The organism is Nocardioides dokdonensis FR1436 (assembly GCF_001653335.1).
GTDB lineage: Bacteria > Actinomycetota > Actinomycetes > Propionibacteriales > Nocardioidaceae > Nocardioides > Nocardioides dokdonensis.
Genome location: NZ_CP015079.1, coordinates 2,901,710 through 2,926,713, shown reverse-complemented (window position 1 = coordinate 2,926,713; position 25,004 = coordinate 2,901,710). Strand labels below are relative to the sequence as shown.

The following is a 25,004-nucleotide window of genomic DNA, read 5'->3' as shown; positions in this document are numbered from 1 at the left end:
GCCCCTCAGCGGGCCTGGGCGGCGCGCTGGGTGGCGTCGAAGGTGAAGCCGATCGTGGCGGCGGCACCCTGCAGGTTGTTGCCCGCCTCGGTTGGCAGGCTGAGCGTCACCCGCAGGTTCGCGGCAGCCCCGGTGCCGTTGAGTGAGGTGGTGACGGGCGCGAGCGCCTGACCCGTCATCACGACGGGTCGGGTGGTCAGCACCGTCGTCGTGGTGCCGCTGCAGGAGAGCACCATGGTGTTGTTGACCTTGGTCCAGGGCACGGTGCACTGGTCGACGGCGATCTTGAGCCCCTGTGCGTCCGTGACCAGCGGGCCCGCGCCGGTGGTGCTCAGCAGGACGGAGCCGAAGGCCTCGGTCGCGGCTGAGCGGGTCAGCTGCACCGCGCGCTGGGCCGAGTCGCCCGGCACCAGCCCGGTGGCGGCGACGTTGAAGCCCTGGGCGGCCTGGTTGGTCAGGTCCAGCTTCACCTCACCGGCCGCGAGGCTCTCGCTCGCCGACGTCGACGACGTGAACGAGCCGTAGGTGCCCAGTCCGGCCACGGCCGCTGCACCGGCCACCAGCGCCAGCGACGTCGCCAGCCGCACGCCGGCGCCGCTGCGCGAGCGGGCCGCACGGCGGGGGGGGCGGCGGTGGGTGCCGGGGCGGGTCATGACGGGGAGCTCCAGGGGGTGGGAGGTGGGGAGGGGCTGATGAGCAGAACTCTGCCGGTGCGACCTCAAGGCGTCCTCAGGGAAGCCCGGGTGCACCCGGTGGGTTGGCTCAAGGAAGCTGCAAGAACCCTGCGCCGTGCTGCTCGAGCGCCTGGCTGGTCCGGTCCGCGGTGCCGCGGAGGTGGCGTACGGCGCGCCGTGCGCCCGCCGGGTCGCAACGGCGTACCTGCTGCTCGACGTCGTCGGCCAGGGCGGCCAGGGCCGTGGCCCCCACCGTGGTGGACGAGGTGCGCAGGCTGAGGACGGCATCCATCAGGTCGTCGCTGTCGCCGGTCTCGAGCGCAGCGAAGACGCGCTGCACCCGGCCCGGGAGCATGTCGCGGTAGGTCGCGACGAAGCGGCGCACGAAGCACGGGTCGCCCAGGTCGGTGCCGAGCCGAGCGATGACGGCGGTGTCGAGGACGGTCACGCCTGGCTCCTTCGGCTGGTGGCTGCTGCGGGTGAGGTGCGGGGGCGGTGCTGGGGTGAGGGATGAGGTGGTGCCGTGCGGCCGCCGCTCCCTCCACGGCGGCCACACGATGCCCGGGTCCGGGTGTCCCCCCGGACCCGGACTGGATCAGCGAGCCTCGCCGACGCGCTGCGTGGCGTCGAACTTGAAGTTCACGGTGTCGGACTTCAGCTGGAACTCGTTGTCAGCCGCCTGCGGCAGCGCCAGGGTCAGACGCAGGTTCGAGACCCCGGTGGAACCGTTGAGGGTCTTGGTGACCTCGGTCAGGTCGGTGTTCGCACCGATCACCGCACGCGAGGCCAGGATCGAGGTGGTGGCGCCCGAGCAGGTCATCTCCTTGGTGGTCGCGGACTTGACCCACGCCACCGAGCACTGGTCGATGCTCAGCTGCAGCCCGTTGGTGACGTTGGTGGTCAGGATCGAGGGCACCCCCGCCGACGACGTCGTGGTCAGCTTCACCGAACCGAAGCCCTCGGTCTGCTCGGCCCGCACCAGCTGCACCGCACGCTGCACGGTGTCACCGGGGACCAGCTTCACCGCCGGGACGTCCAGGCCCTGCGTGCCCTGGTTGCTCATCGTGATCTTCGTCTGACCCGAGTCGACAGCCTCAGCGGCGTCGGTGGTGGAGGTGAACGAACCGAACGTACCCAGACCGGCCACCGCAGTGGCACCGGCAACCAGGGCCACCGAAGCAGCGATACGAACAGAGGACTTGCGAGCGGAGGTGTTCGACATGAGGGAGGGTCCTTGTCTGGAGCCGGCCTCGGTGGGCCGGTCGGGCTGATGAGTAGAACTCTGCTCCCCCCAACGCAAGCCACCACCAGGCAAAGACCCCACATTCCCTCAAGGAACACGCAAGACCCCACAGCCACCCGCAAGGAAGCCCGAGCGGCGTCGAGACCCGGGAGAAACCGGCAGCCCTGTTCTACGTTCGTCTGTGGAACCGGACCTGGTTGTCGGCGCCGATGTCGGCCTCGTACTCCGGGTCGTGGATGCGGCGGTGGTGGAAGGGGCACAGCAACCGCCCGCGGGCCAGGTCGGTGCGCCCGCCGCGGGACCAGGGGTCGTCGTGGTGGGCGTGGCACCTCGCCGGCGGCGCGTCGCAGCCCTGCGCGGTGCAGCCCCGGTCACGCACCGCCAGCGCAATGCGTTGGGCGGTGGTGAAGAGCCGTCTGGCCCGGCCGACGTCGAGGGGCCGGCTCGTCCCGCCCAGCACCACCGGGAGGATGCCGGCCTCGCACGCCAGCCGGCGTGCGGTGGCGGCGGAGACCCGGGCGCCGGTGTCCAGGGTCGCGGCCGCGAGGCCACCTGCTAGCGAGGCGGCGGTCATGGTAACCACCACGGTGGCGTTCACACCACCGGCTCGGGGCAGGGTCGTGGGGTCGAGCCGCTCGATCAGCTCCACGAACGCCGCACCGAGGCGCTGCGCGGTAGGGCGACGGACGGGCATTGCCGTCTCGTCCTGACCGTCCTGGCCGGTGCGGTTCGCGATCTGGTGCTTGGGTGCGGCGAACGCCAGCAGCGCCCGCTCCAGCATCTGCCCCACCAGCGCCGGCACGGTGAAGGAGCCCTTGCAGCGGCCCTGGTCGTCCTCACGGATCCGGAACGCCACCGCCCTCTCCGCCTCACGGTCCTGGCGGGCCAGCTGCTCGGCCTCCCACGCCTCAGCCACCTCGGATGCGACGACCTCGAGGATCCGCCGGCCCAGGATCCTCAACGCCTTGGCGTCGTGGACCTCCGCGTAGGCGACCAGCGCCTTCGCGGCCTGCTCCAACACGCCCGGCTCGAGGTCGTCGGGCAACGCATCCAGCGCGTTGACGATCACCGACGCCTGCTCCGCGACCAGGTCGCCACGACCCAGCGCCTCCCGCACCACGCCGTACCGGATCAGACCGGTGGCCAGGCGGACCTCGCGGAACGACTCCCGCTTCGTCGACCGGGTCGCGTACGCGTGCCACACCGCCAACGACGGCGAGGCGTTGCGCTCCTGGACCGCCACGGCCTCCGCCTGGACCAGCGCCCGCGAGCGGAGCTCGACCAACCTCGCCTCGGCCCGCGCGATCTGCACCAGCACCTCAGCGGCGTCGGCCTGGCCCATCGACCAGGCCGGGGTCTCCGCCACCTCGTCGAGCGCGGCGTGCACCCGCGCGACAGCGTCGCCGATGGGGTGCAGTGCCGTCGTGGCCATGGGACCATTCTCCCAAGGCGCTAGGTAAAACGCCAGTTCAAACGGCGTTTTCCACAGGCAGATCGAAAACTTTTTCGAGCATACACAGAGTGACTGCTCGAGGGTGCAGAAGTGACCGGTCGACGGTGCGAAAGTGACCGCTCGTCGACGAACGGCACCGCCCGAGGTCTCTGGTGGACCTCGGACGGTGCCGGGCTCGGGTGGTGCTGGGCGGATCAGGCCTCGTCGGTCTCCGCGTCGTCCTCGTCGCGGGCCCAGATGCGGGACAGGCCGAGGAGGAGGACGGTGCCCAGGGCGCCGTACAGGACGAGGTCGTTGACGACCGGGGTGCGCAGGGCGCGGATGGCGGTGCCGACCTTGGGGATCACGGCCTGGACCTCCCACACGGTGTCGCCGTCCAGGGTCGCGGTCCAGGGGTCGACACCGTCGTTGTTGTCGCCCTTGGTGCGCACCGCGATGGAGCCGTCCTTGCCACGCTCGACCTCGACCACGCGGTGGGTCTCGACGCGCTGGTCCTCGATCGGGATGTGGTAGGTGATCACGTCACCGACGACCACGTCCTCGGCGGGGCGCGGGGCTGTCACCACGACGTCGCCGACCATGATCCCGGGCTCCATCGAGCCGGTCAGCATGGTCGCGGTGCGGTAGCCCAGCACGTGCGGGCCGACCGCGAAGAACAAGAAGAACGCCAGCGCCGCGATGACCAGCAGCGAGGTGACGACCCGGACCAGGCCACGCAGCACCCGCAGCACCCGGCGGCGCGGACGCCGACCTTCGGGTGCCGGGGCCGGGGCGGTCACGGGAGCAGGAGCGGGCACGAAGACCCGCGGAGCAGCAGCGGTGGCGCGGTGGCGACCGACGACCAGGGGAACGGCGGGGCTGCTCATGATCGGGCTCCTTCGGCTGGTGGCTGCTGCGGGTGAGGTGCGGGGGCGGTGCTGGGGTGAGGGATGAGGTGGTGCCGTGCGGCCGCCGCTCCCTCCACGGCGGCCACACGATGCCCGGGTCCGGGTGTCCCCCCGGACCCGGACTGGATCAGCGAGCCTCGCCGACGCGCTGCGTGGCGTCGAACTTGAAGTTCACGGTGTCGGACTTCAGCTGGAACTCGTTGTCAGCCGCCTGCGGCAGCGCCAGGGTCAGACGCAGGTTCGAGACCCCGGTGGAACCGTTGAGGGTCTTGGTGACCTCGGTCAGGTCGGTGTTCGCACCGATCACCGCACGCGAGGCCAGGATCGAGGTGGTGGCGCCCGAGCAGGTCATCTCCTTGGTGGTCGCGGACTTGACCCACGCCACCGAGCACTGGTCGATGCTCAGCTGCAGCCCGTTGGTGACGTTGGTGGTCAGGATCGAGGGCACCCCCGCCGACGACGTCGTGGTCAGCTTCACCGAACCGAAGCCCTCGGTCTGCTCGGCCCGCACCAGCTGCACCGCACGCTGCACGGTGTCACCGGGGACCAGCTTCACCGCCGGGACGTCCAGGCCCTGCGTGCCCTGGTTGCTCATCGTGATCTTCGTCTGACCCGAGTCGACAGCCTCAGCGGCGTCGGTGGTGGAGGTGAACGAACCGAACGTACCCAGACCGGCCACCGCAGTGGCACCGGCAACCAGGGCCACCGAAGCAGCGATACGAACAGAGGACTTGCGAGCGGAGGTGTTCGACATGAGGGAGGGTCCTTGTCTGGAGCCGGCCTCGGTGGGCCGGTCGGGCTGATGAGTAGAACTCTGCTCCTCCCAACGCAAGCCACCACCAGGCAAAGACCCCACATTCCCTCAAGGAACACGCAAGACCCCACAGCCACCCGCAAGGAACCCACCGAGCGTCTCCCTGCGCCGTACTAGGGGTGCCCGGGGCCCAGTGGTTGTGGTCTGGATCGTGGTCCGGCGAGAGGGAACGCCGAAGCCCCGACCCAGCGCCACGGGGGCGGCCGGATCGGGGCTTGGCGGAGCGTCAGCCCGGGGTCAGTTCAGGGGACGCATCGAGGCCGGTACACCGCCACCGCGGTGCACCTCCTCGACCAGCTCCTGCAGCGCGGTCAGTGCGACGCGCTGCGGCATCGGGCCGTAGGAGACGCGGGCGACGCCCAGCTCCTCGAGGCGGTCCAGCGACGGGGTGCCGGGGACGCCGATCATGGTGAGGCGCTGCGGGCCGAAGGCGTCGACCAGGGCGACGACCTCCTCCTCGGTGAGCTTGCCGGGCACGAACACCGCGGGGGCTCCAACCTGCAGGAAGGCCTTGCCGCGCTCGATGGCGTCGGCCAGGACCGCGCCCCGGTCGCGGTCGCCCGCCTTGACGAACGCGTCGGTGCGGGCGTTGAGCACGAAGTCGATGCCCTCGTCGTCGGCGGCCGCCATCACGTCCTCCATCATCGCCGCGGCCTCGGCCAGGGGACGCATCTGGTCCTCGAGGTTGGCGCCGACGATGCCGACCCCGATCGCCTTGCGGACCGTCTCGACGGGGTGGCCGTAGCCGGCCTCGAGGTCGGCGCTGACCGGGAGGTCGGTGGCTGCCGCGATCCGTCCGCAGACCTCGATCATCAGGTCGACGGGGATGTGCTCCCCGTCCGGGTAGCCGTAGGACGCCGCGATCGAGTGGCTGGCGGTCGCCAGCGCGGTGGTGCCGATGCCGTCGGCCACCACCTGGGCGCTGATGACGTCCCAGACGTTCACGACGGTGAGCAGGGTGGGGTCACGGTGCTGACCCAAGAGGTGCGTGGCCTTGTCCTGGAGGGCGCTCATCACGCCACCCTAGGAGACCCGGTCGTCCAGGTCGATGGCGCCGCTACTCCCAGAAGACCCGCTCGACCACACCGTGCGCCAGGCGGGTCATCCGCAGGTGGTCGTCGACCATCTGCTCCGAGGCCCCGTCGGTGTAGCCCAGGATCGCGGCCACGGCCGCCCGCTGCCGCGGGTCGGAGGGCAGGGAGTCGCTCGGGGTGCCGCGCGCCAGCGTCACGGCGTTGCGGGTGCGGCTGACCCGGCGCCAGGCCTGGGCCAGCAGGGACGCGTCGGCGCTCTCGAGCAGACCGGCCTCCTCGGCGGCGGCCAGGGCCGGCAGGGTGCGTGAGGTGCGCAGCCCCGGCACCTGTCCGGCGTAGCGCATCTGCAGCAGCTGCACGGTCCACTCGATGTCGGCCAGGCCGCCGCGCCCGAGCTTGAGGTGGGTCTTGCGGTCGGCGCCGCGCGGCAGCCGCTCCTCGTCGACGCGGGCCTTGATACGGCGCACCTCGATGATGTCGTCGTCGCTGATGCCGTCCTCGGGGTAGCGCAGCGGATCGATGAGCTCCTCGAAGCGCCGGCGCAGGTCGAGGTCGCCCACGACCGCGTCGGCACGCAGCAGCGCCTGCGCCTCCCAGACCATCGACCACTTGGCGTAGTAGGCGGCGTACGAGTCGAGCGTGCGCACCAGCGCGCCCTGCTTGCCCTCGGGGCGCAGGTCGGCGTCGACCTCGAGCGCCGGGTCGGTGCCGGGCAGCGACAGCAGCCGGCGCAGCTCGTTGGCCACCGCCTGGGCGTACGTCGCCGCCTCGTGGCCGTCCGCGCCCGCGACCGGTTCGTGCACGAACAGCACGTCGGCGTCGGAGCCGTAGGACAGCTCGAAGCCGCCGTAGCGCCCCATGGCGACCACCGCGATCCGGGTCGGCGCCTCGTCGAGGCCCTTGGCGCGGCGCACCGACTCCCCCACCACCTCGAGGGTCACCTCGAGCGTGGCGTCGGTCAGCCGCGACAGACCGGCGCCGATCTCCTCGACGTCGGTGAGGCCGAGCAGGTCGCCGGAGGCGATGCGCAGCAGCTCGCGGCGGCGTACGGCGCGCACAGCGCGCACCGCCTTCTCCGCGTCGTCGCGCCGCGCCGCCGCCGAGCGCATCTCGGCGGTCAGCGACTCGGCGTCGAGCGGCGCCAGGGACTGTCCCAGCATCCGCACGCCCTGGGGCTCGCGCTCGAGCAGGCTGGTGGCGTAGCGCGAGGTCGAGAGCAGCTGCGCGAGCCGCTGGGCCACCTGGCCCTCGTCGCGCAGCGTGGTGAGGTACCACGGGGTCGAGCCGAGCGCCTCGGAGATCCGGCGGAAGCCGAAGAGCCCGGCGTCCGGGTCGGGCCCGTCGGCGAACCATTCCAGCAGCACCGGCAGCAGGGTGCGCTGGATGTTGGCCGAGCGGGTCACTCCGCTGGTCAGCGCCTCGAGGTGGCGCAGCGCGGCGCGGGCGTCGGCGTACCCGAGCGCGGCCAGGCGGTCGCGAGCGGCGTCGGCCGAGAGCCGTGCCTGGTCGCCGGGCAGCTGGGCCACCGCGGCGAGCAGCGGGCGGTAGAAGAGCTTCTGGTGCAGCCGGCGGACCTCGCGGCGGTGGTGCTCGAGGGCCTTGTTGAGCCCCTCGACCGGGTTCCTGAGGTGACCCATGCTGCGCCCCAGGCGACGCAGCGCGTCGAGGTCGTCCGGGATGACGTGGGTGCGGCGCAGCCGGTGCAGCTGCATCCGGTGCTCGAGGGTGCGCAGGAAGGCGTAGGCGTCGTGCAGCTGCTCGCCGTCCTCGCGGCCGATGTAGCCGCCGCGGGTCAGGTCCGCGAGCGCGCTGAGCGTCGTGGGCGTCCGGATGGACTCGTCGGCGCGCCCGTGCACCAGCTGGAGCAGCTGGACGGCGAACTCGACGTCGCGCAGCCCGCCGGCGCCGAGCTTGAGCTGCCGCTCGGCCTCCTTGGTGGGGATGTGGTCGACGACCCGGCGCCGCATGGCCTGGGTGTCCTCGACGAAGCCGTCGCGCTCGGCGGCGCTCCAGATCATCGGCGCGACCATCTCCACGTAGGCCCGTCCCAGCTCGAGGTCGCCGGCGACCGGGCGGGCCTTGAGCAGCGCCTGGAACTCCCAGGTCTTGGCCCACTTCTCGTAGTAGCTCTCGTGGCTGGCCAGGGTCCGCACCAGCGGGCCCGAGGTGCCCTCGGGGCGCAGGTTGGCGTCGACCGGCCAGATCTCGCCCTCGGCGGTGGGCTCCCCGCAGATCCGCATCAGGTGCGCGGCCAGCTGCGAGGCGGCCCGGTTGGCGGCGTCGGGGTGCTCCTCGCCCTCGCCCGCGGTCGGCTCGTAGACGAACACGACGTCGACGTCGGAGACGTAGTTGAGCTCGTGCGCGCCGCACTTGCCCATCGCGACCACGGCCAGCCGCGCCAGGTGCGCCTTGTCGCCCAGCCGCTGCCGCGCGATCGCCAGCCCGGCCTCCAGCGTCGCCGCGGCCAGGTCGGACAGCTCGGCGGCCACGTCGTCGACCCCGACGTCGTGGGCCAGGTCGCGAGCGGCCAGGCGCAGCAGCACCCGTCGGTACTCCACCCGCAGCACGTCGACCAGCGCGGCGTCGTCGCCGACGGCAACCGGCGCGGGCCGGTCCGGGTCGGCACCCACCGCGCGCAGCATCGCCTCGCGCACGGCGTACGCCGCCGGGCGGGTGCACTCGAGCGTCGCGTCGGTGAGCTCGCGCCACTGCTCGGGGTGCCGGGCGAGGTGGTCGCTGAGCGCCTCGCTGGCGCCGAGGACCGCGAGCAGCCTGGTGGCCGATCCCTCCCCCTCGCGCAGCATCGAGAGCAGGTCGACCGCGCCGTCTCCCAGGGCCTCGACGAGCCGGGCCAGACCCACCACGGCCTGGTCGGGGTCGGCGGTGCGGGCCAGCAGCGGCAGCAGCTCGGGGCCTGCGGGGCCGATCTCCGCCAGCCGGCCCAGCGACCGCTCCGGGTCGCCGAAGCCGAGCCGCAGCAGCTGCCCCTTGGTGGTCGCCGCCCGGGTCACCGTTCCGCTCGCCCCCCGGCGATCGCGACGAAGGACGACACGAGCGGGCGCCAGGCGTCGTCGAGCTCGCTCCTGGCGGCGTCGATGCGCGCCACCTCGGCGGCGGTGTCGACGCCGGGCGCGGACTTGTCGTCGGAGGCCGCCCAGCGGGCCACGACCCCGGCGTCGACCTCGGGGTGCAGCTGCACGCCCCAGGCGGCCGGTCCGTAGCGGACCACCTCCGCGTCGCCCTGCGGGGTGCGGGCCAGCGCCAGGGCTCCCGGCGGCAGGTCGGTGACCACGTCGTTGTTCCAGTGCACGCCTCGTCGCGGCGTGGCCAGCGCGCCCGTGAGCGGGTCGCTGCTCGCCTCGCCGGTCCACTCCACCGGCACCAGCCCCACGGTCCGGCCGCGCGGGTTGACCTGCACCCGGCCGCCGAGCGCGGAGGCCAGCAGCTGGTGGCCCAGGCAGATCCCGAGCGTGGGCACCTCCGCACCCACGGCGTCGCGGAGCAGCTGCTTGGTGGGCCCCAGCCAGGCGTGGTCGGCGTCGTCGTCGGCGCCCATCGAGCCGCCCAGCACCAGCACGGCGTCGTACGCCGTCGGGTCGGGCAGCAGCGCGCCGGGCTCGCCGGTCGCGGTGTAGGGCCGGTGCACGTCGAGCTCGCACCCGGCCTCGGTGAGCCAGGTGCCGACGAGGGCCGGTGGGCAGTCGTCCTCGTGCTGGACGACCAGCACCCGGGGCGGGCCCGGCACGCGCGCGTCCACGCTCAGATGACCGGGAGCATGCGGTCGCGCTCGAAGGCGGAGACCTGGCCGCGGTACTCGTCCCACTCGGCGCGCTTGTTGCGCAGGAAGAAGTCGAAGACCTGCTCGCCCAGGGTCTCGGCCAGCAGCTCGGAGTCCTCGGCGATCGTGATCGCGTCGTTGAGGTTCTTCGGCAGCGGCTTGATGCCCAGGCTGGTGCGCTCGCGCTCGGTCAGAGACCACACGTCGTCCTCGGCCTCGCGCGGCAGCTCGTAGCCCTCCTCGATGCCCTTCATGCCGGCGGCGAGCACCACGGCGTAGGCGAGGTAGGGGTTGCAGGCGGCGTCGATGGTGCGCAGCTCGACCCGGGTCGACTGGCCCTTGAGCGGCTTGTACATCGGCACCCGGATCATCGCCGAGCGGTTGTTGTGGCCCCAGCAGATGTAGGACGGGGCCTCGCCGCCGAACATCATCCGCTTGTAGGAGTTGACCCACTGGTTGGTCACGACCGAGATCTCGGGGGCGTGCTCGAGGATGCCGGCGATGAAGCGGCGCCCGGTGGTGGAGAGCTGGTACTGCGCGCCCGCCTCGTAGAAGGCGTTCTCGTCACCCTCGAAGAGGCTGAGGTGGGTGTGCATGCCGGAGCCGGGGTGCGTCGTGAACGGCTTGGGCATGAAGCTGGCCCAGATGCCCTGGCTCATCGCCACCTCCCGGATCACGGTGCGGAAGGTCATGATGTTGTCGGCCGTGGACAGGGCGTCGGCGTAGCGCAGGTCGATCTCCTGCTGCCCGGGGCCGGCCTCGTGGTGGCTGAACTCCACCGAGATGCCCATCTGCTCGAGCATCGTGATCGCCTGGCGGCGGAAGTCGGCGCCCTCGGACTGGGCGGTGTGGTCGAAGTAGCCGGTGCGGTCGACCGGCACCGGCTCCGCCCCGGCCTCGGGGAGGCCCTTGAAGAGGTAGAACTCGATCTCGGGGTGGGTGTAGAAGGTGAAGCCCTTCTCGGCCGCCTTGCTCAGCGTGCGCTTCAGGACGTGGCGCGGGTCGGCGTACGACGGGGTGCCGTCGGGCATCTCGATGTCGCAGAACATCCGCGCCGTCGCCGGGCCCTCCTCACGCCACGGGAGGATCTGGAACGTCGAGGGGTCGGGCTTGGCGAGCATGTCCGACTCGAAGACGCGCGCGAAGCCCTCGATGGCGGAGCCGTCGAACCCGATGCCCTCGTCGAAGGCGTTCTCGAGCTCAGCCGGGGCCACCGCCACCGACTTCAGCGAGCCCAGCACGTCGGTGAACCACAACCGCACGAACCGGACGTCCCGCTCCTCGAGTGCGCGGAGAACGAAGTCTTCCTGCTTGCCCATGGGGGGAGCCTAGTCGTGGCCGCTCCCGGCGCCCCCGAGGGCCTCACCGGCAGACGGTGACGTCCTGGGAGCCCAGCACCCCCTCGTGGACCCGGCGCATCGGTGCGAGCCACGGGGTGGTGGTGGCCAGGTGGGCCAGGGTGCCGGCGACGGGGCCGTGCACGCCGGGCACCTGTACCCGGCTCACGACGACGGGCAGGGTGACCTTGTCGCGCGAGGTGCCCTCGAAGCAGCCGCTGGCGCGGTGCTTGGTACGGGCGACCTCGGTGTCGACGTGCTCGCCCGCCGTGAGGCCGGCGTACCGGAACACGACGGTCGTGTCGTAGCCGGTGTGGCCCTCCCAGGGCGCGCGGACCACCACCGACATGCCGGGGGTGCGCGAGCTGGGCACCGCGAAGGCGACCTTGCCGTCGCGGACCCGCTTCTCCAACGAGGCCCAGAGCCGCGGCTCGGCGGGGTCGTCGGTCGCGAGACCCGAGTAGACCTGCACGCGGCAGCCGTGGCAGTCCTCGATCGGCAGCACCACCCGGGTGGTGCCGTCGCCGGTGCCGGGGGTGCCTGGGGTGCCGGGGGTGCCGGCCCGGGCGCCCGTGGCGCCGCCGGTGACGAGGGTCGCCGCGACGGCGGCCGAGACGGCGAGGACGGTGTGGATCGAGTGGCGCACGGGGAGCCTCCTGCGGGCTGTGGGTGGGTGCGGTGTCCCCTGGTCTACGCACCGCCTCGGCATCTGGTTGCGTGGTGAGGGGTGCGGAGGTCGCACCGACACTGGTCTGGACCACCGGTCCGGCGAGGAGCCGATCCGTTTGCTCGTCGCGTGGTCCGGGCACCAGCCCGAGGTGAGCACCACCGTCGACCGCCCTGCCGTACCCGCTGGTGCGGGACGGCTGCCGGCCCTGGTCGACGCCGCCGCCCTGGTCGACGCTCCGGGCGGCGAGCGCGCCTGGCGCGACCTGGTCCGCTCCGCCCGCCACGCCAACCCGTTCCTGGACCCCGACGTGCTGCTGCCTGCACTGCGCCACCTGCCGCCACCGGGCGGCGCGCGGCTGCTGACCGGGGGCACCGAGGACCGGCTCGAGCTGCTGCTGCCGGTGACGACCGGGCACCGGGTGCCCCGCAACCCGGTGCGCGCCACGGTCGCGTGGCAGCACACCCACCACTTCCTCGGTACGCCGCTCGTCGCGCCCGGGCTGCACCAGCGGGGCTGGCGCTCGGCGCTGCGTGACCTGGCCGCCGGCGGGGACGCGTGGTTCGTGCTGCCCCTCACCGACCTGGACGTGGTCCAGGACGTGGAGGCCGCGGCCCGCGGGCTCGGGCTCACCTCGCGCCGCCTGGAGGAGCGGGTGCGTCCGGTGACGCACCGCCACGAGCACGACGACTACGCCGCGCAGCGGCTCTCCGGGCGTCGTCGCAAGGAGCTGCGCCGGGTGCGTCGTCGACTCGACGAGGCCGTCGGCGGTGGACTCGACCTGGTCGACCTGGTCGACGGTGCGACCGCGCCGGCCGTCGAGGCGGCGCTGGAGCAGTTCCTGGGGCTCGAGGCCGCCGGTTGGAAGGGCACCGACGGGGGCGCGTTCGCCGCGAACCCCGCGGAGCGGGCCTTCTTCCTCGAGTCCTGCAGAGCACTCGCCGCCGACGGGCGCCTCGAGGTGCTCGCGCTGCAGGGCCACGAGGGCGGCCCGGTGGCGATGGTGGTCAACCTGCGCTCCGGTGACGCGCTGTTCACCTTCAAGATCGCCTACGACGAGCAGCACGCGGCGTACTCCCCCGGCCTGCTGCTCTACCTCGAGCAGCTCTCCCGCTTCCACACCTCCGGCGCCGCGCTGGTCGACACCTGCGCGGAGCCCGACCACCCCATGGCCCGGCGCCTGCACGGCGACGACCGCTGTCTGGTGACCCTGGCGGTCTCGCTGGGACCGCACCGCGGCGCGCTCGCCGTGCGGTGGGCGCACACCGTGACCCGCCTCGCCGGCGCCGTGCGCCGCCACCGGGCCCCGACCCGTCAACGAGAGGACCACCCATGACCAGCCTGCTGCACCTCGACGAGCAGTCCGTCCGCTCCCTGCGCACCGCCGGCGAGACCGGACAGCCGCAGGAGGTGACCCACGCGCTGCGCTCCCACGCCCTGCTCACGCTCGAGGCGCTCGCCGACCTCGCCGTCTCGCTGCCGGCCGACAGCATCGAGCACAACGTCGGCGCGCTGCCCGACGTCGTCGCCGACGGCCGGGCCCCGCGCCTGGAGGTCGGTCCCGAGGGCCTGCGCGAGATGATCCTCGGCCTCGAGACCAACGGCGCGTGGTGCGTCGTCAAGAACGTCGAGCAGGACCCGGCCTACAGCGCGCTGCTCGACTCCTGCCTCGACGAGATCGAGGACCTCGTCTCGGGGCCCGGTCAGGCGTACAAGCGGGAGGGCTTCGTGTTCCTCTCCGCCCCCGGCTCGATGACTCCCTCGCACATCGACCCCGAGCACAACGTGCTGCTGCAGGTGCAGGGCACCAAGACGATGGTGACCGGCAGCTGGGCCACCCCCGACGCGCGTGCCGCCGAGGCCGAGCGCCTCGTCGGGGGCGGGCACCGCAACCTCCAGCACGACATCGAGGACCCGGTCGAGCACCACCTCGAGCCGGGCGACGGGATCTACGTGCCGCCCTACACCCAGCACAAGGTCGTCAACGGCCCGGCGCTGTCGATCTCGCTGTCGGTCACCTGGCGCAGCCGTGCCCTGGCCGACGAGGTCAAGGTGCTGCGCGCCAACACCCACCTGCGCCGCGCCGGGCTCTCCCCCGCCGCCCCCGGCACCCGCCCCGCGGTCGACCGGACGAAGGCGACGGCCATGAGCGTGGCCGAGAAGGCCAAGGCCGCCGTACGCCGCTCCCGCTGACCCGGCCCAGATATCTCGTCGATCCGGCCCAGATATCTCGTCGACCCGGCGCAAATGTTTCGCTGAGCCGGCCCAGAAGGACGGTCCTCGCCCTACGGTGTGAGCGGGGCCGGAGCGAGGGGTGGACGCGGTGGAGTCAGGCAAGGGCGATGCCGCCCTGTGGCGACTCACCCTCCAGCACTCCCCGATCGGGATGGCGCTCGTCGGGCTCGACGGGCTGCTCATGATGGTCAACCGCGCCGCCTGCACGATGCTGGGCCGCGACGCCGACACGTTGCATGCGATGACCTTCCAGGACATCACGCACCCGGACGACCTCGAGACCGACCTGGAGCAGTTCGAGCGCACCCTGGCCGGGGAGATCGACAGCTACCGCCTGCACAAGCGCTACCTGCGCCCCGACGGCAGCGTGCTCTGGAGCGACCTCTCGGTGGCGCTGATGCGCGACGATGCTGGCCGGCCACTGCACTTCATCTCGCAGATCCTCGACGTCAGCGAGGAGCACGAGCGACGAGCCCACCTCGAGGAGACCGTCGCCGAGCTCGAGCGCGAGCGCAGCACACTGAGCGCGATCTTCGACACCGTCAACGTCGGTCTGCTGCTCATCGACGCCGACGGCCGCTACGAGCGGTCCAACCGGCGCCACCGGGAGACCCTGCGGCTCCCGTTCCCCGACGGCCACGACGGACGGGCCGGCCAGCTCGGGCACGTCTACCACCCCGACGGCAAGACCCTGCTGACCCAGGAGGAGATGCCCTCGTGGCGCGCCGCCGACGGGGAGGAGTTCGACGACTTCCTCTACTGGGTCGGCGACGACCCGCTCACCCGCTCGGCGTTCTCGACCTCGGTCCGCCAGGTCCGCACCCCCACCGGGGAGCGCCGCGGCGCCACGCTCGCCTACCAGGAGGTCACGGACCTGATGCGGGCACTGGCGGTGAAGGACGAGTTCGTCGCCTCGGTCTCGCACGAGCTGCGCACCCCCCTGACCGCGGTGCTGGGTCACCTCGAGATGCTCACCGAGTCCGAGGACCTGACGCCCCAGGTGCGCCGCCAGCTCGACGTCGTACGACGCAACGCGTTGCGGCTGCGCTCGCTGGTCTCCGACCTGCTGCACGTGGCGCAGGCGCACGCCGGGTCGCTGGAGATCGAACGTGACTCGGTGGACGTCGTGTGCCTGGTCGAGGAGGCGTTGGAGGCTGCGGGCCCGGCCGCCGACGCCGGAGGAGTCACGGTCGTGGCCGACCTCCCCGACGCGCTCGAAGCGCTGGTCGACGCCCAGCGCCTGCGCCAGGTGGTCGACAACCTGGTCTCGAACGCCATCAAGTACACCGAGCCCGGGGGCGAGACCACCCTCCGCCTGGGCTCCGTCGACGACACCCTCGAGCTGGGCGTGCACGACTCAGGCATCGGGATGAGTGCCGCGGAGGCCGCCCAGGTCTTCACCCGGTTCTTCCGCGGCAGCGGTGCGCTGGACCGCCACACCCCGGGCACCGGTCTGGGGCTGACCATCGTGCGCTCCATCGTCGACGCGCACGGCGGCACCATCACCGTCGACAGCGAGCCGGGCCGCGGCAGCAGCTTCCACGTCCGGCTCCCCGGCGCCCTGCTCACCTGAGCCCCGCGCACCGCGACCCGACGAAGGTGGCGCGCCGGGTCAGGCCGGGGGGACGCGGGCGTCGATCTCGGCGAGCCACGCAGCGGGCGAGGCGTCCGAGGGCATCCGCCAGTCACCGCGCGGCGACATGGTCCCGCCGGCGCTGACCTTGGGCCCGTTGGGCAGCGCCGAGCGCTTGAACTGGCTGGCGAAGAAGCGGCGCACGAACACCACGAGCCAGTGCCGGATGGTGGCCAGGTCGTAGTCGCCCCGCTTGTCCTCGGGGAAGCCGGGCGGCCACTCGCCGACGGCGGCGTCGCGCCAGGCGTGCCAGGCCAGGAAGGCGATCTTGCTGGGGCGGTAGCCGCGGCGCAGGACGTGGAAGAGCGTGAAGTCCTGCAGCGAGTAGGGGCCCACCGAGTCCTCGGTGCGCTGCTCGGGGGCGTCCTCGGTGGCCGGGATCAGCTCCGGGGTGATCTCCAGCGCGAGGATCTCGCGCAGCACCTCGTTGGTCTCGTCCTCGAACTGCCCGCTGTCGGCCACCCAGCGGATCAGGTGCTGGATCAGGGTCTTCGGCACGCCGGCGTTGACGTTGTAGTGCGACATCTGGTCGCCGACGCCGTACGTGCACCAGCCCAGCGCCAGCTCGGAGAGGTCACCGGTGCCGACGACGAGCCCGCCGCGGTGGTTGGCGAGGCGGAAGAGGTAGTCGTAGCGCAGCCCCGCCTGCACGTTCTCGAAGGTGACGTCGTAGACCTGCTCGCCCTCGGAGTAGGGGTGGTCGAGGTCGTCGAGCATCTGCTCGGCGGCCGGCCGGATGTCGATCTCCTCGAAGCTGACCCCCAGCGAGCGGCACAGCCGGGTCGCGTAGTCCTTCGTCGTGCTGGTGGTCGCGAAGCCGGGCATCGTGAAGGCCAGCACGTCGCTGCGCGGGCGGCCCTGCCGGTCCATCGCCCGGGCCGCGACGATCAGCGCGTGGGTGGAGTCCAGACCACCGCTGACCCCGATCACGGCCTTGGGCGCCCACCGCTCGCTGCTCATCGCCAGCATCCGCTGCTCGAGGCCGTAGACCTGGATGTTGTAGGCCTCGTAGCAGTCGAGCGCGAGCCGCTCGGGCTCGTCGGGCACGAACGGGAAGCGGTCGACCTTGCGCCGCAGCCCCAGGTCCCCCGCGGGCGGGGCGAGCTCGAAGCGCACCGTGCGGAAGTCCGCCGTACGAGCGGCATGGGTGCGCCGGTTGTCGTCGAAGGTGCCGGTGCGCAGCCGTTCCTGGCGCAGGTGGTCGAGGTCGACGTCGGCGAGGGTGCGGCACGGCTCGTCGAGGAAGCGCTCCCCCTCGGCCAGCAGCTCGCCCATCTCGTAGATGATCGTCTGGCCGTCCCAGGCCAGGTCGGTGGAGGACTCCCCCGCCCCCGCCGCCGCATAGACGTACGCCGCCAGGCAGCGCTGGCTGGCGCTGCGCGCGAGCAGGCGCCGGTCCTCGGCGCGGGCCACCGTGATCGGGCTGCCGGAGAGGTTGGCCAGCACCGTGGCACCGGCCAGAGCGGCCTCCGCCGAGGGCGGGACGGGCACCCACATGTCCTCGCAGACCTCGACGTGCAGCACCAGACCGGGCACGTCGGCGGCCGAGAACAGCAGGTCGGGACCGAAGGGCACCGAGCGGCCGGCCACGCTCACGGAGCCGCCGCGGCGGTCGTCACCCGGGGCGAAGTGGCGGCGCTCGTAGAACTCGCGGTAGGTCGGCAGGTAGGACTTCGGCGACACCCCGAGCACCTCGCCGCGGTGCACGACGACCGCACAGTTCAGCACCCGACCGTCGACCACCAGCGGCGCACCGACGACCAGCACCGGGGTGAGGTCGCGCGAGCCCTCGACCACTGCCGCGACGGCGTCCTCGACAGCGTCCAGGAGCACGTCCTGCAGCAGCAGGTCGTCGATGGCGTAGCCCGACAGGCACAGCTCGGGGAAGACCGCGACCGCGACACCGTCGTCGTGGCACAGGCGGGCCTGCTCGAGCACCCGTGCGGCGTTGGTCGCCGGATCGGCGATCGCCACCGTCAGGGTGCACGCCGCGACGCGGGCGAAGCCGTGCTCGTAGGCGTTGTAGAAGTCCACGAGGCCAGTGTGTCAGCCCGGACGGGTCGATCGGGCGTCAGTCGGGGTAGCCGTCGGGGTTCTGCGACTGCCAGCGCCACGTGTCGGCGCACATCTCGTCGACGGTCTTGACGGTGCGCCACCCGAGCTCGGTGTTCGCCTTCGTGGGGTCGGCGTACGACGCTGCCACGTCGCCGGCGCGCCGCGCCACGACCTCGTAGGGCAGCTCGCGCCCGACCGCGCGCTCGAAGGCGTGCAGCAGCTCCAGCACGCTGGTGCCGCGCCCCGAGCCCAGGTTCCAGGTGTTGACCGGCTCCGTGGTCGTGCCGAGCGCCTCGAGGGCGGCGACGTGTCCGGCGGCGAGGTCCTCGACGTGGATGTAGTCGCGCACACCGGTGCCGTCGACGGTGTCGTAGTCGTCGCCGAAGACCTGCAACTTCTCCCGGCGACCCACCGCGACCTGGGCGATGTAGGGCATCAGGTTGTTGGGGACGTCGCTGGGGTCCTCCCCGATCGTCCCGGAGGGGTGCGCGCCGACGGGGTTGAAGTAGCGCAGCAGCGCGAAGCGCGAGTCGGGGTCGGCGGCCGCGATGTCGCTGAGGATCTGCTCCTGCATCACCTTGGTCCAGCCATAGGGGTTGGTGGCGAAGGTGGGCCGGTCCTCGGTGGCGCCGGCCTGGTCGGTGCCGTAGACGGTGGCGCTGGAGGAGAACACCAGCTTGTGCACGCCGTGGCGCTGCATGGCGCGCACCAGGGAGAACGTGGAGCCGAGGTTGTTCTCGTAGTAGTCCAGCGGCTTCGCGACGCTCTCGCCCACGGCCTTGAAGCCGGCGAAGTGGATGACCGCGTCGATCTGCTCGGTCGCGAAGAGGTGCGAGGTCTTGTCGGCGTCAGTCAGGTCGAAGGCGTGCACGGGGATGTGCCGTCCCGACAACGACTCGAGCCGCGCGACCACCGTCGGCTTCGCGTTGGAGAAGTCGTCGACGACGACGACGTCGTGACCGGCCTCGATGAGGGCGAGGACAGTGTGTGAACCGATGTAGCCGGCACCGCCGGAGACGAGAACGCGCATGGGCGCAACTTAACCCGCCGCGGGCGATGAGTCCTCCTCGCGCCACCGGTCGTCCTGGCATGACCCCATCGACCCGCACCTCGTCCCGCATCAGCCCGTGCCTGTGGTTCGACGACCAGCTCGAGGAGGCGGCCGCGTTCTACACCTCGCTCTTCCCGCGGTCCTCCATCGGCCACCTGACCCGGTACGGCGACGCCGGTCCCGGCGAGCCCGGCTCGGTGATGGCCGGCGAGTTCACCCTGGACGGGGTGGTCTTCCGCGGCATCAACGGGGGCCCGGCCTTCCCGTTCACCGAGGCGGTCTCCTTCGCGATCTCCTGCGCCGACCAGGCCGAGGTCGACCACTACTGGGACGCCCTGGTCGACGGCGGGGAGGAATCGATGTGCGGCTGGGTCAAGGACCGGTTCGGGCTGTCGTGGCAGGTCGTGCCGGCGCGCCTCTACGAGCTGGTCGCCGACCCCGACCCTGCTCGCGCCCAGGCGGCCACGCGCGCCATGCTGGGCATGCGCCGGATCGTGGTCACCGACCTCGAGGCCGCCGCCGACGCGGCGCACGACCCCAGCACCTGAGCCACCACCAGCGAGGAACCACGTGCACGAGCAGCCCGAGCACGTCTCGGACACCGAGGTCCTGGCGACGGTGCGCGCGCACTGGTCGGCCGAGGTCGACGCGGTCACCCACCTCCCCATGGGGTCCGGTGGACACCACTGGCAGGCCACCTCGCGCGGCGCCCCGCGGCTCTTCGTCACCCTCGACCGGCTCGGCGCGCGGCACGACGCCACCTCCCTCGAGGGCGCGTACGCCGGCGCCGCGGCGCTGGCCTTCGCCGTCGACGCGGTCGTGGCGGGGTTGCCGACCCTCGCCGGTCGCTACACGGTCCCGTTGGCCGACGGGGCGCTCAGCGTGACGCCGTGGGTGTGGGGCGAGCGGGCCGGTGACGGTCCCCCGGCGACCCGGGCCGATGCCGAGGCGACCGCCCGCACCCTGCGTCGGCTGCACGCGGCGCGTCCTGCAGCCGGGGTGCCCGCCTGGGCTCAGCTCGTGCCGGCGTCCTTCGCCTCCGACCTCGCCGAGCAACTGGCACCGACCTGGTCGACCGGGCCCATGGCGGCCCCGGCACAGGACCTCCTGCGCGCGCACGTCACCGACGTCGAGGCCTGGACCGAGCGCTACCACACGCTCGCGGCGACGGCGCGGGACCGGGCCTGGGTGGCCACCCACGGGGAGCCGCACAGCCGCAACCAGCTGCGCTCCCTCACCGGCCGGCTGCTGCTCGTCGACTGGGAGTCGCTGCGGGTCGCCCCGCCCGAGCGCGACCTGCGCATCCTGGTCGACGCCGGGCACGCCGACCTGGTGGACGCCGACCCGCTGATGCTGGAGCTGTTCGACCTCGAGTGGCGCCTCGACGAGATCGACCAGCTGGCCGCCCGGTTCGCGCCCGCCCACACCGGGGACCGCGACGACGTCGAGGCCCTCACGGCCCTGCGCTTCGCGCTGACCCGCCCTGGTGCGGCGTACGACACGTGAGCAGCGCCACGTCGGCCCCGACCGCCTCGCGGGCCTAGCCTGGCACCAGTCCGTGGACTCCAGCAGGGAGCCGCGAGATGCACCGAGGAGCGCGACGATGAGCGAAGAGACCGCCCCCTACGGCACCGGTGCCCCGGCGCAGCCGGCTCCCGTCAAGCGGCTCCGCACGCACCACCTGCGCGAGATGAAGGAGCGCGGCGAGAAGATCACGATGCTGACGGCGTACGACATGTACACGGCCGCGACCTTCGACGAGGCCGGCATCGACCTGCTCCTGGTCGGCGACTCCGCCTCCAACAACGTGCTCGGCAACGAGACGTCGCTCCCCATCACCGTCGACGAGCTCCTCCCCCTGACCCGCGCGGTCGCCGGCGCGGCGCGGCGCGCGATGGTGGTGGGCGACCTGCCGTTCGGCAGCTACCAGGCCTCGCCCGAGCAGGGCTACCTGACCGCGGTGCGGTTCATGAAGGAGGCGGGCGCGCACTGCGTGAAGCTCGAGGGCGGTGTCGAGATGGTGCCGGTCATCGAGAAGCTCACCCAGGGCGGCATCCCGGTCATCGCCCACATCGGCTTCACCCCCCAGTCCGAGCACGCCCTGGGCGGCTACCGGGTCCAGGGCCGCGGCGAGACCGCCGAGCGGCTGCGTCGCGACGCGCTCGCCGTCCAGGAGGCCGGCGCGTTCGCGGTCGTCATGGAGATGGTGCCCGGCGACGTCGCCGCCGAGGTGAGCCGCGAGCTGAGCATCCCGACCATCGGCATCGGCGCCGGCAACGGCTGCGACGGCCAGGTGCTGGTCTGGCAGGACGCCTTCGGTCTGCGCACCGGCCGGATGGCGCGCTTCGTCAAGCAGTACGCCGACGTGCACAGCGTGCTCCTCGAGGGCGCGCGCGCCTACGCGGCCGACGTCAGGGCCGGCACGTTCCCGGGGCCCGAGCACACGTTCTGAGCCTCGCCGGGAGGGTTGGAGCGCCGTACCGTGGGGCGATGCGCCGTCCACTGCTGCTGGGTCTCGTCATCGCCGTCTCCGGCGCGCTGCTGGCCGGACCCGCCGGATCGGTGCCGCAGCGCGCGGTCCCGTCGCTGCGGGTCACCACGGTCGTCGAGGGCCTCGACCACCCGTGGGACATCGCCCCCATCGGCGGCGGGGAGTACCTGCTGACCCAGCGCGACCGGGCCACGGTCTCGCTGCTGGACGCCGACGGCACACTGCGCCGGCTGGCCTTCCCGAGCCGCCGGGTCTGGGTCTCCGGCGAGACCGGGCTGCTCGGCCTGGTCGCCGACCCCGGGTTCGAGCGCAACCGTCGCTTCTACACCTGCCAGGGCGCGACCAGGTCCAGCGGTGGGCACGACGTGCGGGTGATGGCGTGGAAGCTCAACCAGCGCGCCACCCGCGCCAAGCGCCGTGGCCCGTTGCTGACCGGGCTGCCGGCGACGACGGGGCGGCACGGCGGCTGCCGGCTGCTGGTGGCCGACAACGGCGCCCTGCTGGTCGGCACCGGTGACGCCGCGACCGGCACCAACCCCCGCGACCTGACCTCCCTGGGCGGCAAGACGCTGCGCCTGGACCGCCGCACCGGCGAGCCGTGGCCGGGCAACCGCTTCTCGGGAGCCACGAACGCGCGGAAGCGGTACGTGTTCACCTACGGCCACCGCAACGTCCAGGGCCTCGCCCAGCGCCGCGACGGCTCGCTGTGGTCGGTCGAGCACGGCAGCTTCCGCGACGACGAGGTGAACCGGCTGGTCCGGGGCGGCGACTACGGCTGGCACCCGGTGCCCGGCTACGACGAGCAGGTGCCGATGACCGACCGCTCGCTGCCCGGGCGCCAGCACCGGGCGCGCTGGCGCTCGGGCAACCCCACCGTCGCCCCCGGGGGCGCCACGTTCGTGAGCGGCAAGCAGTGGGGCGCGCTGCGCGGCGACCTGGCCGTGGCGGTGCTGAAGGACCAGCAGGTGCTGTTCCTCGACTTCGACTCCCGCGGCCGTCTCGACGGGCGCCGCACCCCGCAGGCGCTGCAGCAGCACGGCCGCATCCGCACCGTGGTGCAGGACACCGACGGCAGCCTGCTCCTGCTCACCGACAACGGGAGCGGCACCGACCGGGTCCTGCGGGTGCGACCCCGGTAGGAGCCGACCGACGGGTCGACCGGCTCACTCCCAGCCGAGCCAGATCCCGCCCGGGATCACGACGAGGAACCACGACACGGCCGAGACGACTGCCACCCACGGCACCCAGCGTGGGTGCAGGGTGAACCAGGCGGAGGCGACGAGCAGGCAGAACGCCCACCACACCAGCATCAGGACCTGCACCCACCAGGGCGTGAAGGGTGCGCTGGCGGCGTACAGGAAGAAGGTCGTGGCCATCCCCACCATGCCGACGAACGGCCACGGGGAGGCGGCGTCGGGGCGCGGTCGAGCACGGGTACGACGGGTCCGGGCCATCGGAGGGCTCAGTCCTCGAGGTCGGCGTCGTTCCAGCGCTCGTCCTCTTCCTCCCACTCCTCGTTGCGTGCCTCGGCGTTCTCGAGCGCCTGCTCGGCCTCGGCCCGGGTCGAGTAGGGCCCGAGGCGGTGCTTGATGCGGCACAGGCCTCCGTCCGCCGTCTCGACCCGGTGGTGCTTGACGCAGAACCAGTACTCGTCGGGCTTGCCACCTTCGCTCATGACCCAGACCCTAGCCCGCCCGCGGCCCGCCTAGACTCCGTGGACGTGACTCCTGTGGCGCCCGCAACCCTCTCCCCCCGTCGACCCGTGCCCGCGCACGTCGTGCGCCCCGAGTACGTCGGCAAGGACGCGCCGGCGCCGTACACCGGGCCGGAGGTCAAGGACGCCGAGACCATCGAGAAGATGCGCGTCGCCGGCAGGCTCGCGGCCCAGGCCCGCGAGGAGGTCGGTCGTCACGTCGCGCCCGGCATCACCACCGACGAGCTCGACCGCATCGGCCACGAGTTCCTCTGCGACCACGGCGCCTACCCCTCGACGCTGGGCTACCGCGGCTTCCCCAAGTCGCTGTGCTCCAGCGTCAACGAGGTGGTCTGCCACGGCATCCCCGACAGCCGCGTCGTCGAGGACGGCGACATCGTCAACATCGACATCACCGCCTATCTCGACGGGGTGCACGGCGACACCAACGCCACCTTCCTCGCCGGCGAGGTCGACGAGGAGTCGCGGCTGCTGGTCGAGCGCACCCGTGAGGCCCTGGAGCGCGGCATCAAGGCGGTCAAGCCCGGTCGGCGCATCAACGTGATCGGGCGCGTCATCGAGTCCTTCGCGCGACGTCACGGGTACGGCGTGGTGCGCGAGTTCACCGGTCACGGCATCGGCACGCACTTCCACTCCGGGCTGATCGTGCCGCACTACGACGACCCGCAGCACGACGACCTGATCGAGGTCGGGATGACCTTCACGATCGAGCCGATGCTCAACCTCGGCACCCACGAGTGGGAGATGTGGGAGGACGGCTGGACCGTCGTCACCGCCGACCTGCGCCGCTCGGCGCAGTTCGAGCACACCCTGCTCGTGACGCCGACCGGCGCCGAGGTGCTGACGAACCCCTGAGGGGGCGCCCGCTACTGCGCGTCGCCGGCCAGTCGGCGCTCGACGCGCAGCACGTCGGCCTGGTGGTCGTAGTCGCCGCTCATCACCGCGGCCAGGCGCAGGTGGCCCAGCGCCTCGGCGTACTTGCTCTGGCGCTCGAGGCTGCGACCGAGGGCGTGGCGGGCCCACACGTCGTCGGGCTGCTCCTCGACGAGCGCGCGCAGGTCCTCCTCGGCGCGCTGGAGCTGCGCCCGGGCCAGGAACGCCCAGGCGCGCAGCGAGCGGAGTCCCCGGTTGTCGGGCTCGCGCTCCAGCGCCGGCTCCAGCACGTGCAGCGCCTGCGAGGGCGCGTTGCGAGCCAGCAGGTCGTAGGCGTCGCGGTAGGCGGACTCGGGGGCCCACTGACCGGGGAAGAGCAGCGGCGGGGCCTTGATCGGGGTCTCCTCACTCATGCCGGGTCAACGCGCACGGGTGGGCCGGTTGTTCCGCTACCCTGGGACCGCGGACGGGCTGGCCGGGCGACCGCGTCGTACCTCTCGAGGTGCGCCGAGGAAGGTCCGGGCTCCACAGGGCAAGGTGGTGGGTAACACCCACCCGGGGCAACCTGCGGGACAGTGCCACAGAGAACAGACCGCCACGACCGGCTCCGGCCGGACGGGGCAAGGGTGAAACGGTGGAGTAAGAGCCCACCAGCGTCCGGGGTGACCCGGACGGCTAGGCAAACCCCACCTGGAGCAAGGTCAAGAAGCCACCACTCGTGGTGGCGCGTGTGCGTTCGAGGGCTGCTCGCCCGAGTACACGGGTAGGCCGCTGGAGCCCATCGGCAACGGTGGGCGTAGATGGATGGTCGCCCCCCGGTCCGAGAGGTCCGGGGACAGAACCCGGCCTACAGGCCAGCCCGTTCGCAATACCGGGCCTGACCTGCGGAAACGTGATCACGACACCGCTGTAGTCCGCAGATAGTCCGCATCAAGAATACTCTTGCGTCTTCAACCATCGAGACGATCTGTTCGAATCGTGGCCGCAGGCGCTACACGACCTCGTCGGTGCAAGTCAGTTCAGCGGTGTGCGGGCAAGTCGCTTCGAGACTCGCCCGCGGCCTCG

General features: G+C 72.4%; 24 protein-coding genes and 1 other RNA gene. 9 read left to right on the top strand and 16 right to left on the bottom strand.

Annotated features, from left to right (window positions below; translation table 11 throughout):
• Nucleotides 1-5: 5 nt before the first annotated feature.
• From I601_RS13850 to I601_RS21385, 11 genes are all read right to left on the bottom strand, one after another.
• Nucleotides 6-653, bottom strand: coding sequence for a TasA family protein (locus tag I601_RS13850; protein ID WP_084527615.1), 648 nt, complete (start codon nucleotides 651-653; stop codon nucleotides 6-8).
• A gap of 109 nt (nucleotides 654-762) precedes the next feature.
• The gene (locus I601_RS13845; RefSeq protein WP_068110787.1) at nucleotides 763-1,122 is read right to left on the bottom strand and encodes an Hpt domain-containing protein; all 360 of its coding nucleotides are present in this window, start codon (nucleotides 1,120-1,122) and stop codon (nucleotides 763-765) included.
• Nucleotides 1,123-1,269: 147 nt separating this feature from the next.
• Entirely contained in the window at nucleotides 1,270-1,896 is a 627-nt protein-coding gene (locus I601_RS13840; RefSeq protein ID WP_068110782.1) for a hypothetical protein, read from the bottom strand.
• A 190-nt stretch (nucleotides 1,897-2,086) separates the two neighbouring features.
• Nucleotides 2,087-3,349, bottom strand: coding sequence for an HNH endonuclease signature motif containing protein (locus I601_RS13835; RefSeq protein WP_068110785.1), 1,263 nt, complete (start codon nucleotides 3,347-3,349; stop codon nucleotides 2,087-2,089).
• 215 nt (nucleotides 3,350-3,564) lie between these two features.
• The gene (locus tag I601_RS13830; protein ID WP_084527613.1) at nucleotides 3,565-4,236 is read right to left on the bottom strand and encodes a signal peptidase I; all 672 of its coding nucleotides are present in this window, start codon (nucleotides 4,234-4,236) and stop codon (nucleotides 3,565-3,567) included.
• A gap of 148 nt (nucleotides 4,237-4,384) precedes the next feature.
• Nucleotides 4,385-5,011: a hypothetical protein gene (locus I601_RS13825; RefSeq protein WP_068110782.1), complete on the bottom strand. Its 627-nt coding sequence runs from the start codon at nucleotides 5,009-5,011 to the stop codon at nucleotides 4,385-4,387.
• A 297-nt stretch (nucleotides 5,012-5,308) separates the two neighbouring features.
• A complete protein-coding gene (locus tag I601_RS13820) occupies nucleotides 5,309-6,085 on the bottom strand; it encodes an isocitrate lyase/PEP mutase family protein (protein ID WP_068110780.1) in 777 nt (258 codons plus the stop codon).
• A 43-nt stretch (nucleotides 6,086-6,128) separates the two neighbouring features.
• Complete coding sequence (locus I601_RS13815; protein WP_068110778.1) at nucleotides 6,129-9,116, bottom strand: bifunctional [glutamine synthetase] adenylyltransferase/[glutamine synthetase]-adenylyl-L-tyrosine phosphorylase; 2,988 nt, start codon at nucleotides 9,114-9,116, stop codon at nucleotides 6,129-6,131.
• Nucleotides 9,113-9,862 (bottom strand): type 1 glutamine amidotransferase, encoded by a 750-nt coding sequence (locus tag I601_RS13810; RefSeq protein ID WP_169834706.1) that lies wholly within the window; start codon nucleotides 9,860-9,862, stop codon nucleotides 9,113-9,115. Before I601_RS13810 ends, I601_RS13815 begins: the two co-directional genes overlap by 4 nt.
• A 2-nt stretch (nucleotides 9,863-9,864) precedes the next feature.
• On the bottom strand, nucleotides 9,865-11,202 hold the full coding sequence (glnA, locus tag I601_RS13805) for a type I glutamate--ammonia ligase (protein ID WP_068110766.1): 1,338 nt from the start codon (nucleotides 11,200-11,202) through the stop codon (nucleotides 9,865-9,867).
• A gap of 43 nt (nucleotides 11,203-11,245) precedes the next feature.
• Nucleotides 11,246-11,866 (bottom strand): hypothetical protein, encoded by a 621-nt coding sequence (locus I601_RS21385; RefSeq protein ID WP_068110763.1) that lies wholly within the window; start codon nucleotides 11,864-11,866, stop codon nucleotides 11,246-11,248.
• A 172-nt stretch (nucleotides 11,867-12,038) separates the two neighbouring features.
• On the opposite strand from I601_RS21385, the gene I601_RS13795 reads away from it, so the two are divergent.
• The 3 genes from I601_RS13795 (at nucleotide 12,039) to I601_RS13785 (ending at nucleotide 15,695) form a co-directional block, all read left to right on the top strand.
• Entirely contained in the window at nucleotides 12,039-13,223 is a 1,185-nt protein-coding gene (locus I601_RS13795) for a GNAT family N-acetyltransferase (protein WP_169834705.1), read from the top strand.
• Nucleotides 13,220-14,080: a JmjC domain-containing protein gene (locus I601_RS13790; RefSeq protein WP_068110757.1), complete on the top strand. Its 861-nt coding sequence runs from the start codon at nucleotides 13,220-13,222 to the stop codon at nucleotides 14,078-14,080. Before I601_RS13795 ends, I601_RS13790 begins: the two co-directional genes overlap by 4 nt.
• Nucleotides 14,081-14,210: 130 nt before the next feature.
• The gene (locus I601_RS13785) at nucleotides 14,211-15,695 is read left to right on the top strand and encodes a PAS domain-containing sensor histidine kinase (protein WP_157520177.1); all 1,485 of its coding nucleotides are present in this window, start codon (nucleotides 14,211-14,213) and stop codon (nucleotides 15,693-15,695) included.
• Nucleotides 15,696-15,734: 39 nt separating this feature from the next.
• Here the strand turns inward: I601_RS13785 and I601_RS13780 are convergent, their stop codons facing one another.
• Together I601_RS13780 and galE are read right to left on the bottom strand one after the other, a co-directional pair.
• Nucleotides 15,735-17,789: an NAD(+) synthase gene (locus I601_RS13780; protein WP_068110753.1), complete on the bottom strand. Its 2,055-nt coding sequence runs from the start codon at nucleotides 17,787-17,789 to the stop codon at nucleotides 15,735-15,737.
• A gap of 37 nt (nucleotides 17,790-17,826) precedes the next feature.
• Nucleotides 17,827-18,840 (bottom strand): UDP-glucose 4-epimerase GalE, encoded by a 1,014-nt coding sequence (galE, locus tag I601_RS13775; RefSeq protein WP_068110751.1) that lies wholly within the window; start codon nucleotides 18,838-18,840, stop codon nucleotides 17,827-17,829.
• A gap of 59 nt (nucleotides 18,841-18,899) precedes the next feature.
• On the opposite strand from galE, the gene I601_RS13770 reads away from it, so the two are divergent.
• The 4 genes from I601_RS13770 to I601_RS13755 all read left to right on the top strand — a co-directional run bounded on the left by I601_RS13770 (nucleotide 18,900) and on the right by I601_RS13755 (nucleotide 22,491).
• Nucleotides 18,900-19,409: a VOC family protein gene (locus I601_RS13770; protein WP_068110749.1), complete on the top strand. Its 510-nt coding sequence runs from the start codon at nucleotides 18,900-18,902 to the stop codon at nucleotides 19,407-19,409.
• A gap of 22 nt (nucleotides 19,410-19,431) precedes the next feature.
• Complete coding sequence (locus I601_RS13765) at nucleotides 19,432-20,367, top strand: phosphotransferase (RefSeq protein WP_068110746.1); 936 nt, start codon at nucleotides 19,432-19,434, stop codon at nucleotides 20,365-20,367.
• Between the two features lie 97 nt (nucleotides 20,368-20,464).
• A complete protein-coding gene (gene panB, locus I601_RS13760; protein WP_068110742.1) occupies nucleotides 20,465-21,313 on the top strand; it encodes a 3-methyl-2-oxobutanoate hydroxymethyltransferase in 849 nt (282 codons plus the stop codon).
• Nucleotides 21,314-21,351: 38 nt separating this feature from the next.
• Nucleotides 21,352-22,491 carry a PQQ-dependent sugar dehydrogenase gene (locus I601_RS13755; protein ID WP_068110741.1) on the top strand — a complete coding sequence of 380 codons (1,140 nt, stop codon included), beginning with the start codon at nucleotides 21,352-21,354 and terminating at the stop codon, nucleotides 22,489-22,491.
• 24 nt (nucleotides 22,492-22,515) lie between these two features.
• Here the strand turns inward: I601_RS13755 and I601_RS13750 are convergent, their stop codons facing one another.
• Together I601_RS13750 and I601_RS13745 are read right to left on the bottom strand one after the other, a co-directional pair.
• On the bottom strand, nucleotides 22,516-22,806 hold the full coding sequence (locus I601_RS13750; protein ID WP_068110738.1) for a hypothetical protein: 291 nt from the start codon (nucleotides 22,804-22,806) through the stop codon (nucleotides 22,516-22,518).
• A gap of 8 nt (nucleotides 22,807-22,814) precedes the next feature.
• The gene (locus I601_RS13745; RefSeq protein ID WP_068110735.1) at nucleotides 22,815-23,027 is read right to left on the bottom strand and encodes an SPOR domain-containing protein; all 213 of its coding nucleotides are present in this window, start codon (nucleotides 23,025-23,027) and stop codon (nucleotides 22,815-22,817) included.
• Between the two features lie 45 nt (nucleotides 23,028-23,072).
• Here I601_RS13745 and map point away from each other — a divergent pair, with 45 nt between their 5' ends.
• Complete coding sequence (gene map, locus I601_RS13740) at nucleotides 23,073-23,921, top strand: type I methionyl aminopeptidase (protein WP_157520174.1); 849 nt, start codon at nucleotides 23,073-23,075, stop codon at nucleotides 23,919-23,921.
• A gap of 11 nt (nucleotides 23,922-23,932) precedes the next feature.
• Here the strand turns inward: map and I601_RS13735 are convergent, their stop codons facing one another.
• A complete protein-coding gene (locus I601_RS13735; RefSeq protein ID WP_084527605.1) occupies nucleotides 23,933-24,352 on the bottom strand; it encodes a tetratricopeptide repeat protein in 420 nt (139 codons plus the stop codon).
• 54 nt (nucleotides 24,353-24,406) lie between these two features.
• On the opposite strand from I601_RS13735, the gene rnpB reads away from it, so the two are divergent.
• Nucleotides 24,407-24,805: RNase P RNA component class A (gene rnpB, locus I601_RS13730), an RNA gene on the top strand.
• Nucleotides 24,806-25,004: the final 199 nt, after the last annotated feature.

What these genes read in the sequence shown, in the direction of transcription:
- I601_RS13850 (WP_084527615.1), bottom strand. Translation starts at nt 653, where the DNA reads ATGACCCGCCCCGGCACCCACCGCCGCCCCCCCCGCCGTGCGGCCCGC.
- I601_RS13840 (WP_068110782.1), bottom strand. Translation starts at nt 1,896, where the DNA reads ATGTCGAACACCTCCGCTCGCAAGTCCTCTGTTCGTATCGCTGCTTCG.
- I601_RS13835 (WP_068110785.1), bottom strand. Translation starts at nt 3,349, where the DNA reads ATGGCCACGACGGCACTGCACCCCATCGGCGACGCTGTCGCGCGGGTG.
- I601_RS13830 (WP_084527613.1), bottom strand. Translation starts at nt 4,236, where the DNA reads ATGAGCAGCCCCGCCGTTCCCCTGGTCGTCGGTCGCCACCGCGCCACC.
- I601_RS13825 (WP_068110782.1), bottom strand. Translation starts at nt 5,011, where the DNA reads ATGTCGAACACCTCCGCTCGCAAGTCCTCTGTTCGTATCGCTGCTTCG.
- I601_RS13820 (WP_068110780.1), bottom strand. Translation starts at nt 6,085, where the DNA reads ATGAGCGCCCTCCAGGACAAGGCCACGCACCTCTTGGGTCAGCACCGT.
- glnA (WP_068110766.1), bottom strand. Translation starts at nt 11,202, where the DNA reads ATGGGCAAGCAGGAAGACTTCGTTCTCCGCGCACTCGAGGAGCGGGAC.
- I601_RS13790 (WP_068110757.1), top strand. Translation starts at nt 13,220, where the DNA reads ATGACCAGCCTGCTGCACCTCGACGAGCAGTCCGTCCGCTCCCTGCGC.
- galE (WP_068110751.1), bottom strand. Translation starts at nt 18,840, where the DNA reads ATGCGCGTTCTCGTCTCCGGCGGTGCCGGCTACATCGGTTCACACACT.
- I601_RS13770 (WP_068110749.1), top strand. Translation starts at nt 18,900, where the DNA reads ATGACCCCATCGACCCGCACCTCGTCCCGCATCAGCCCGTGCCTGTGG.
- panB (WP_068110742.1), top strand. Translation starts at nt 20,465, where the DNA reads ATGAGCGAAGAGACCGCCCCCTACGGCACCGGTGCCCCGGCGCAGCCG.
- I601_RS13755 (WP_068110741.1), top strand. Translation starts at nt 21,352, where the DNA reads ATGCGCCGTCCACTGCTGCTGGGTCTCGTCATCGCCGTCTCCGGCGCG.
- I601_RS13750 (WP_068110738.1), bottom strand. Translation starts at nt 22,806, where the DNA reads ATGGCCCGGACCCGTCGTACCCGTGCTCGACCGCGCCCCGACGCCGCC.
- I601_RS13745 (WP_068110735.1), bottom strand. Translation starts at nt 23,027, where the DNA reads ATGAGCGAAGGTGGCAAGCCCGACGAGTACTGGTTCTGCGTCAAGCAC.
- I601_RS13735 (WP_084527605.1), bottom strand. Translation starts at nt 24,352, where the DNA reads ATGAGTGAGGAGACCCCGATCAAGGCCCCGCCGCTGCTCTTCCCCGGT.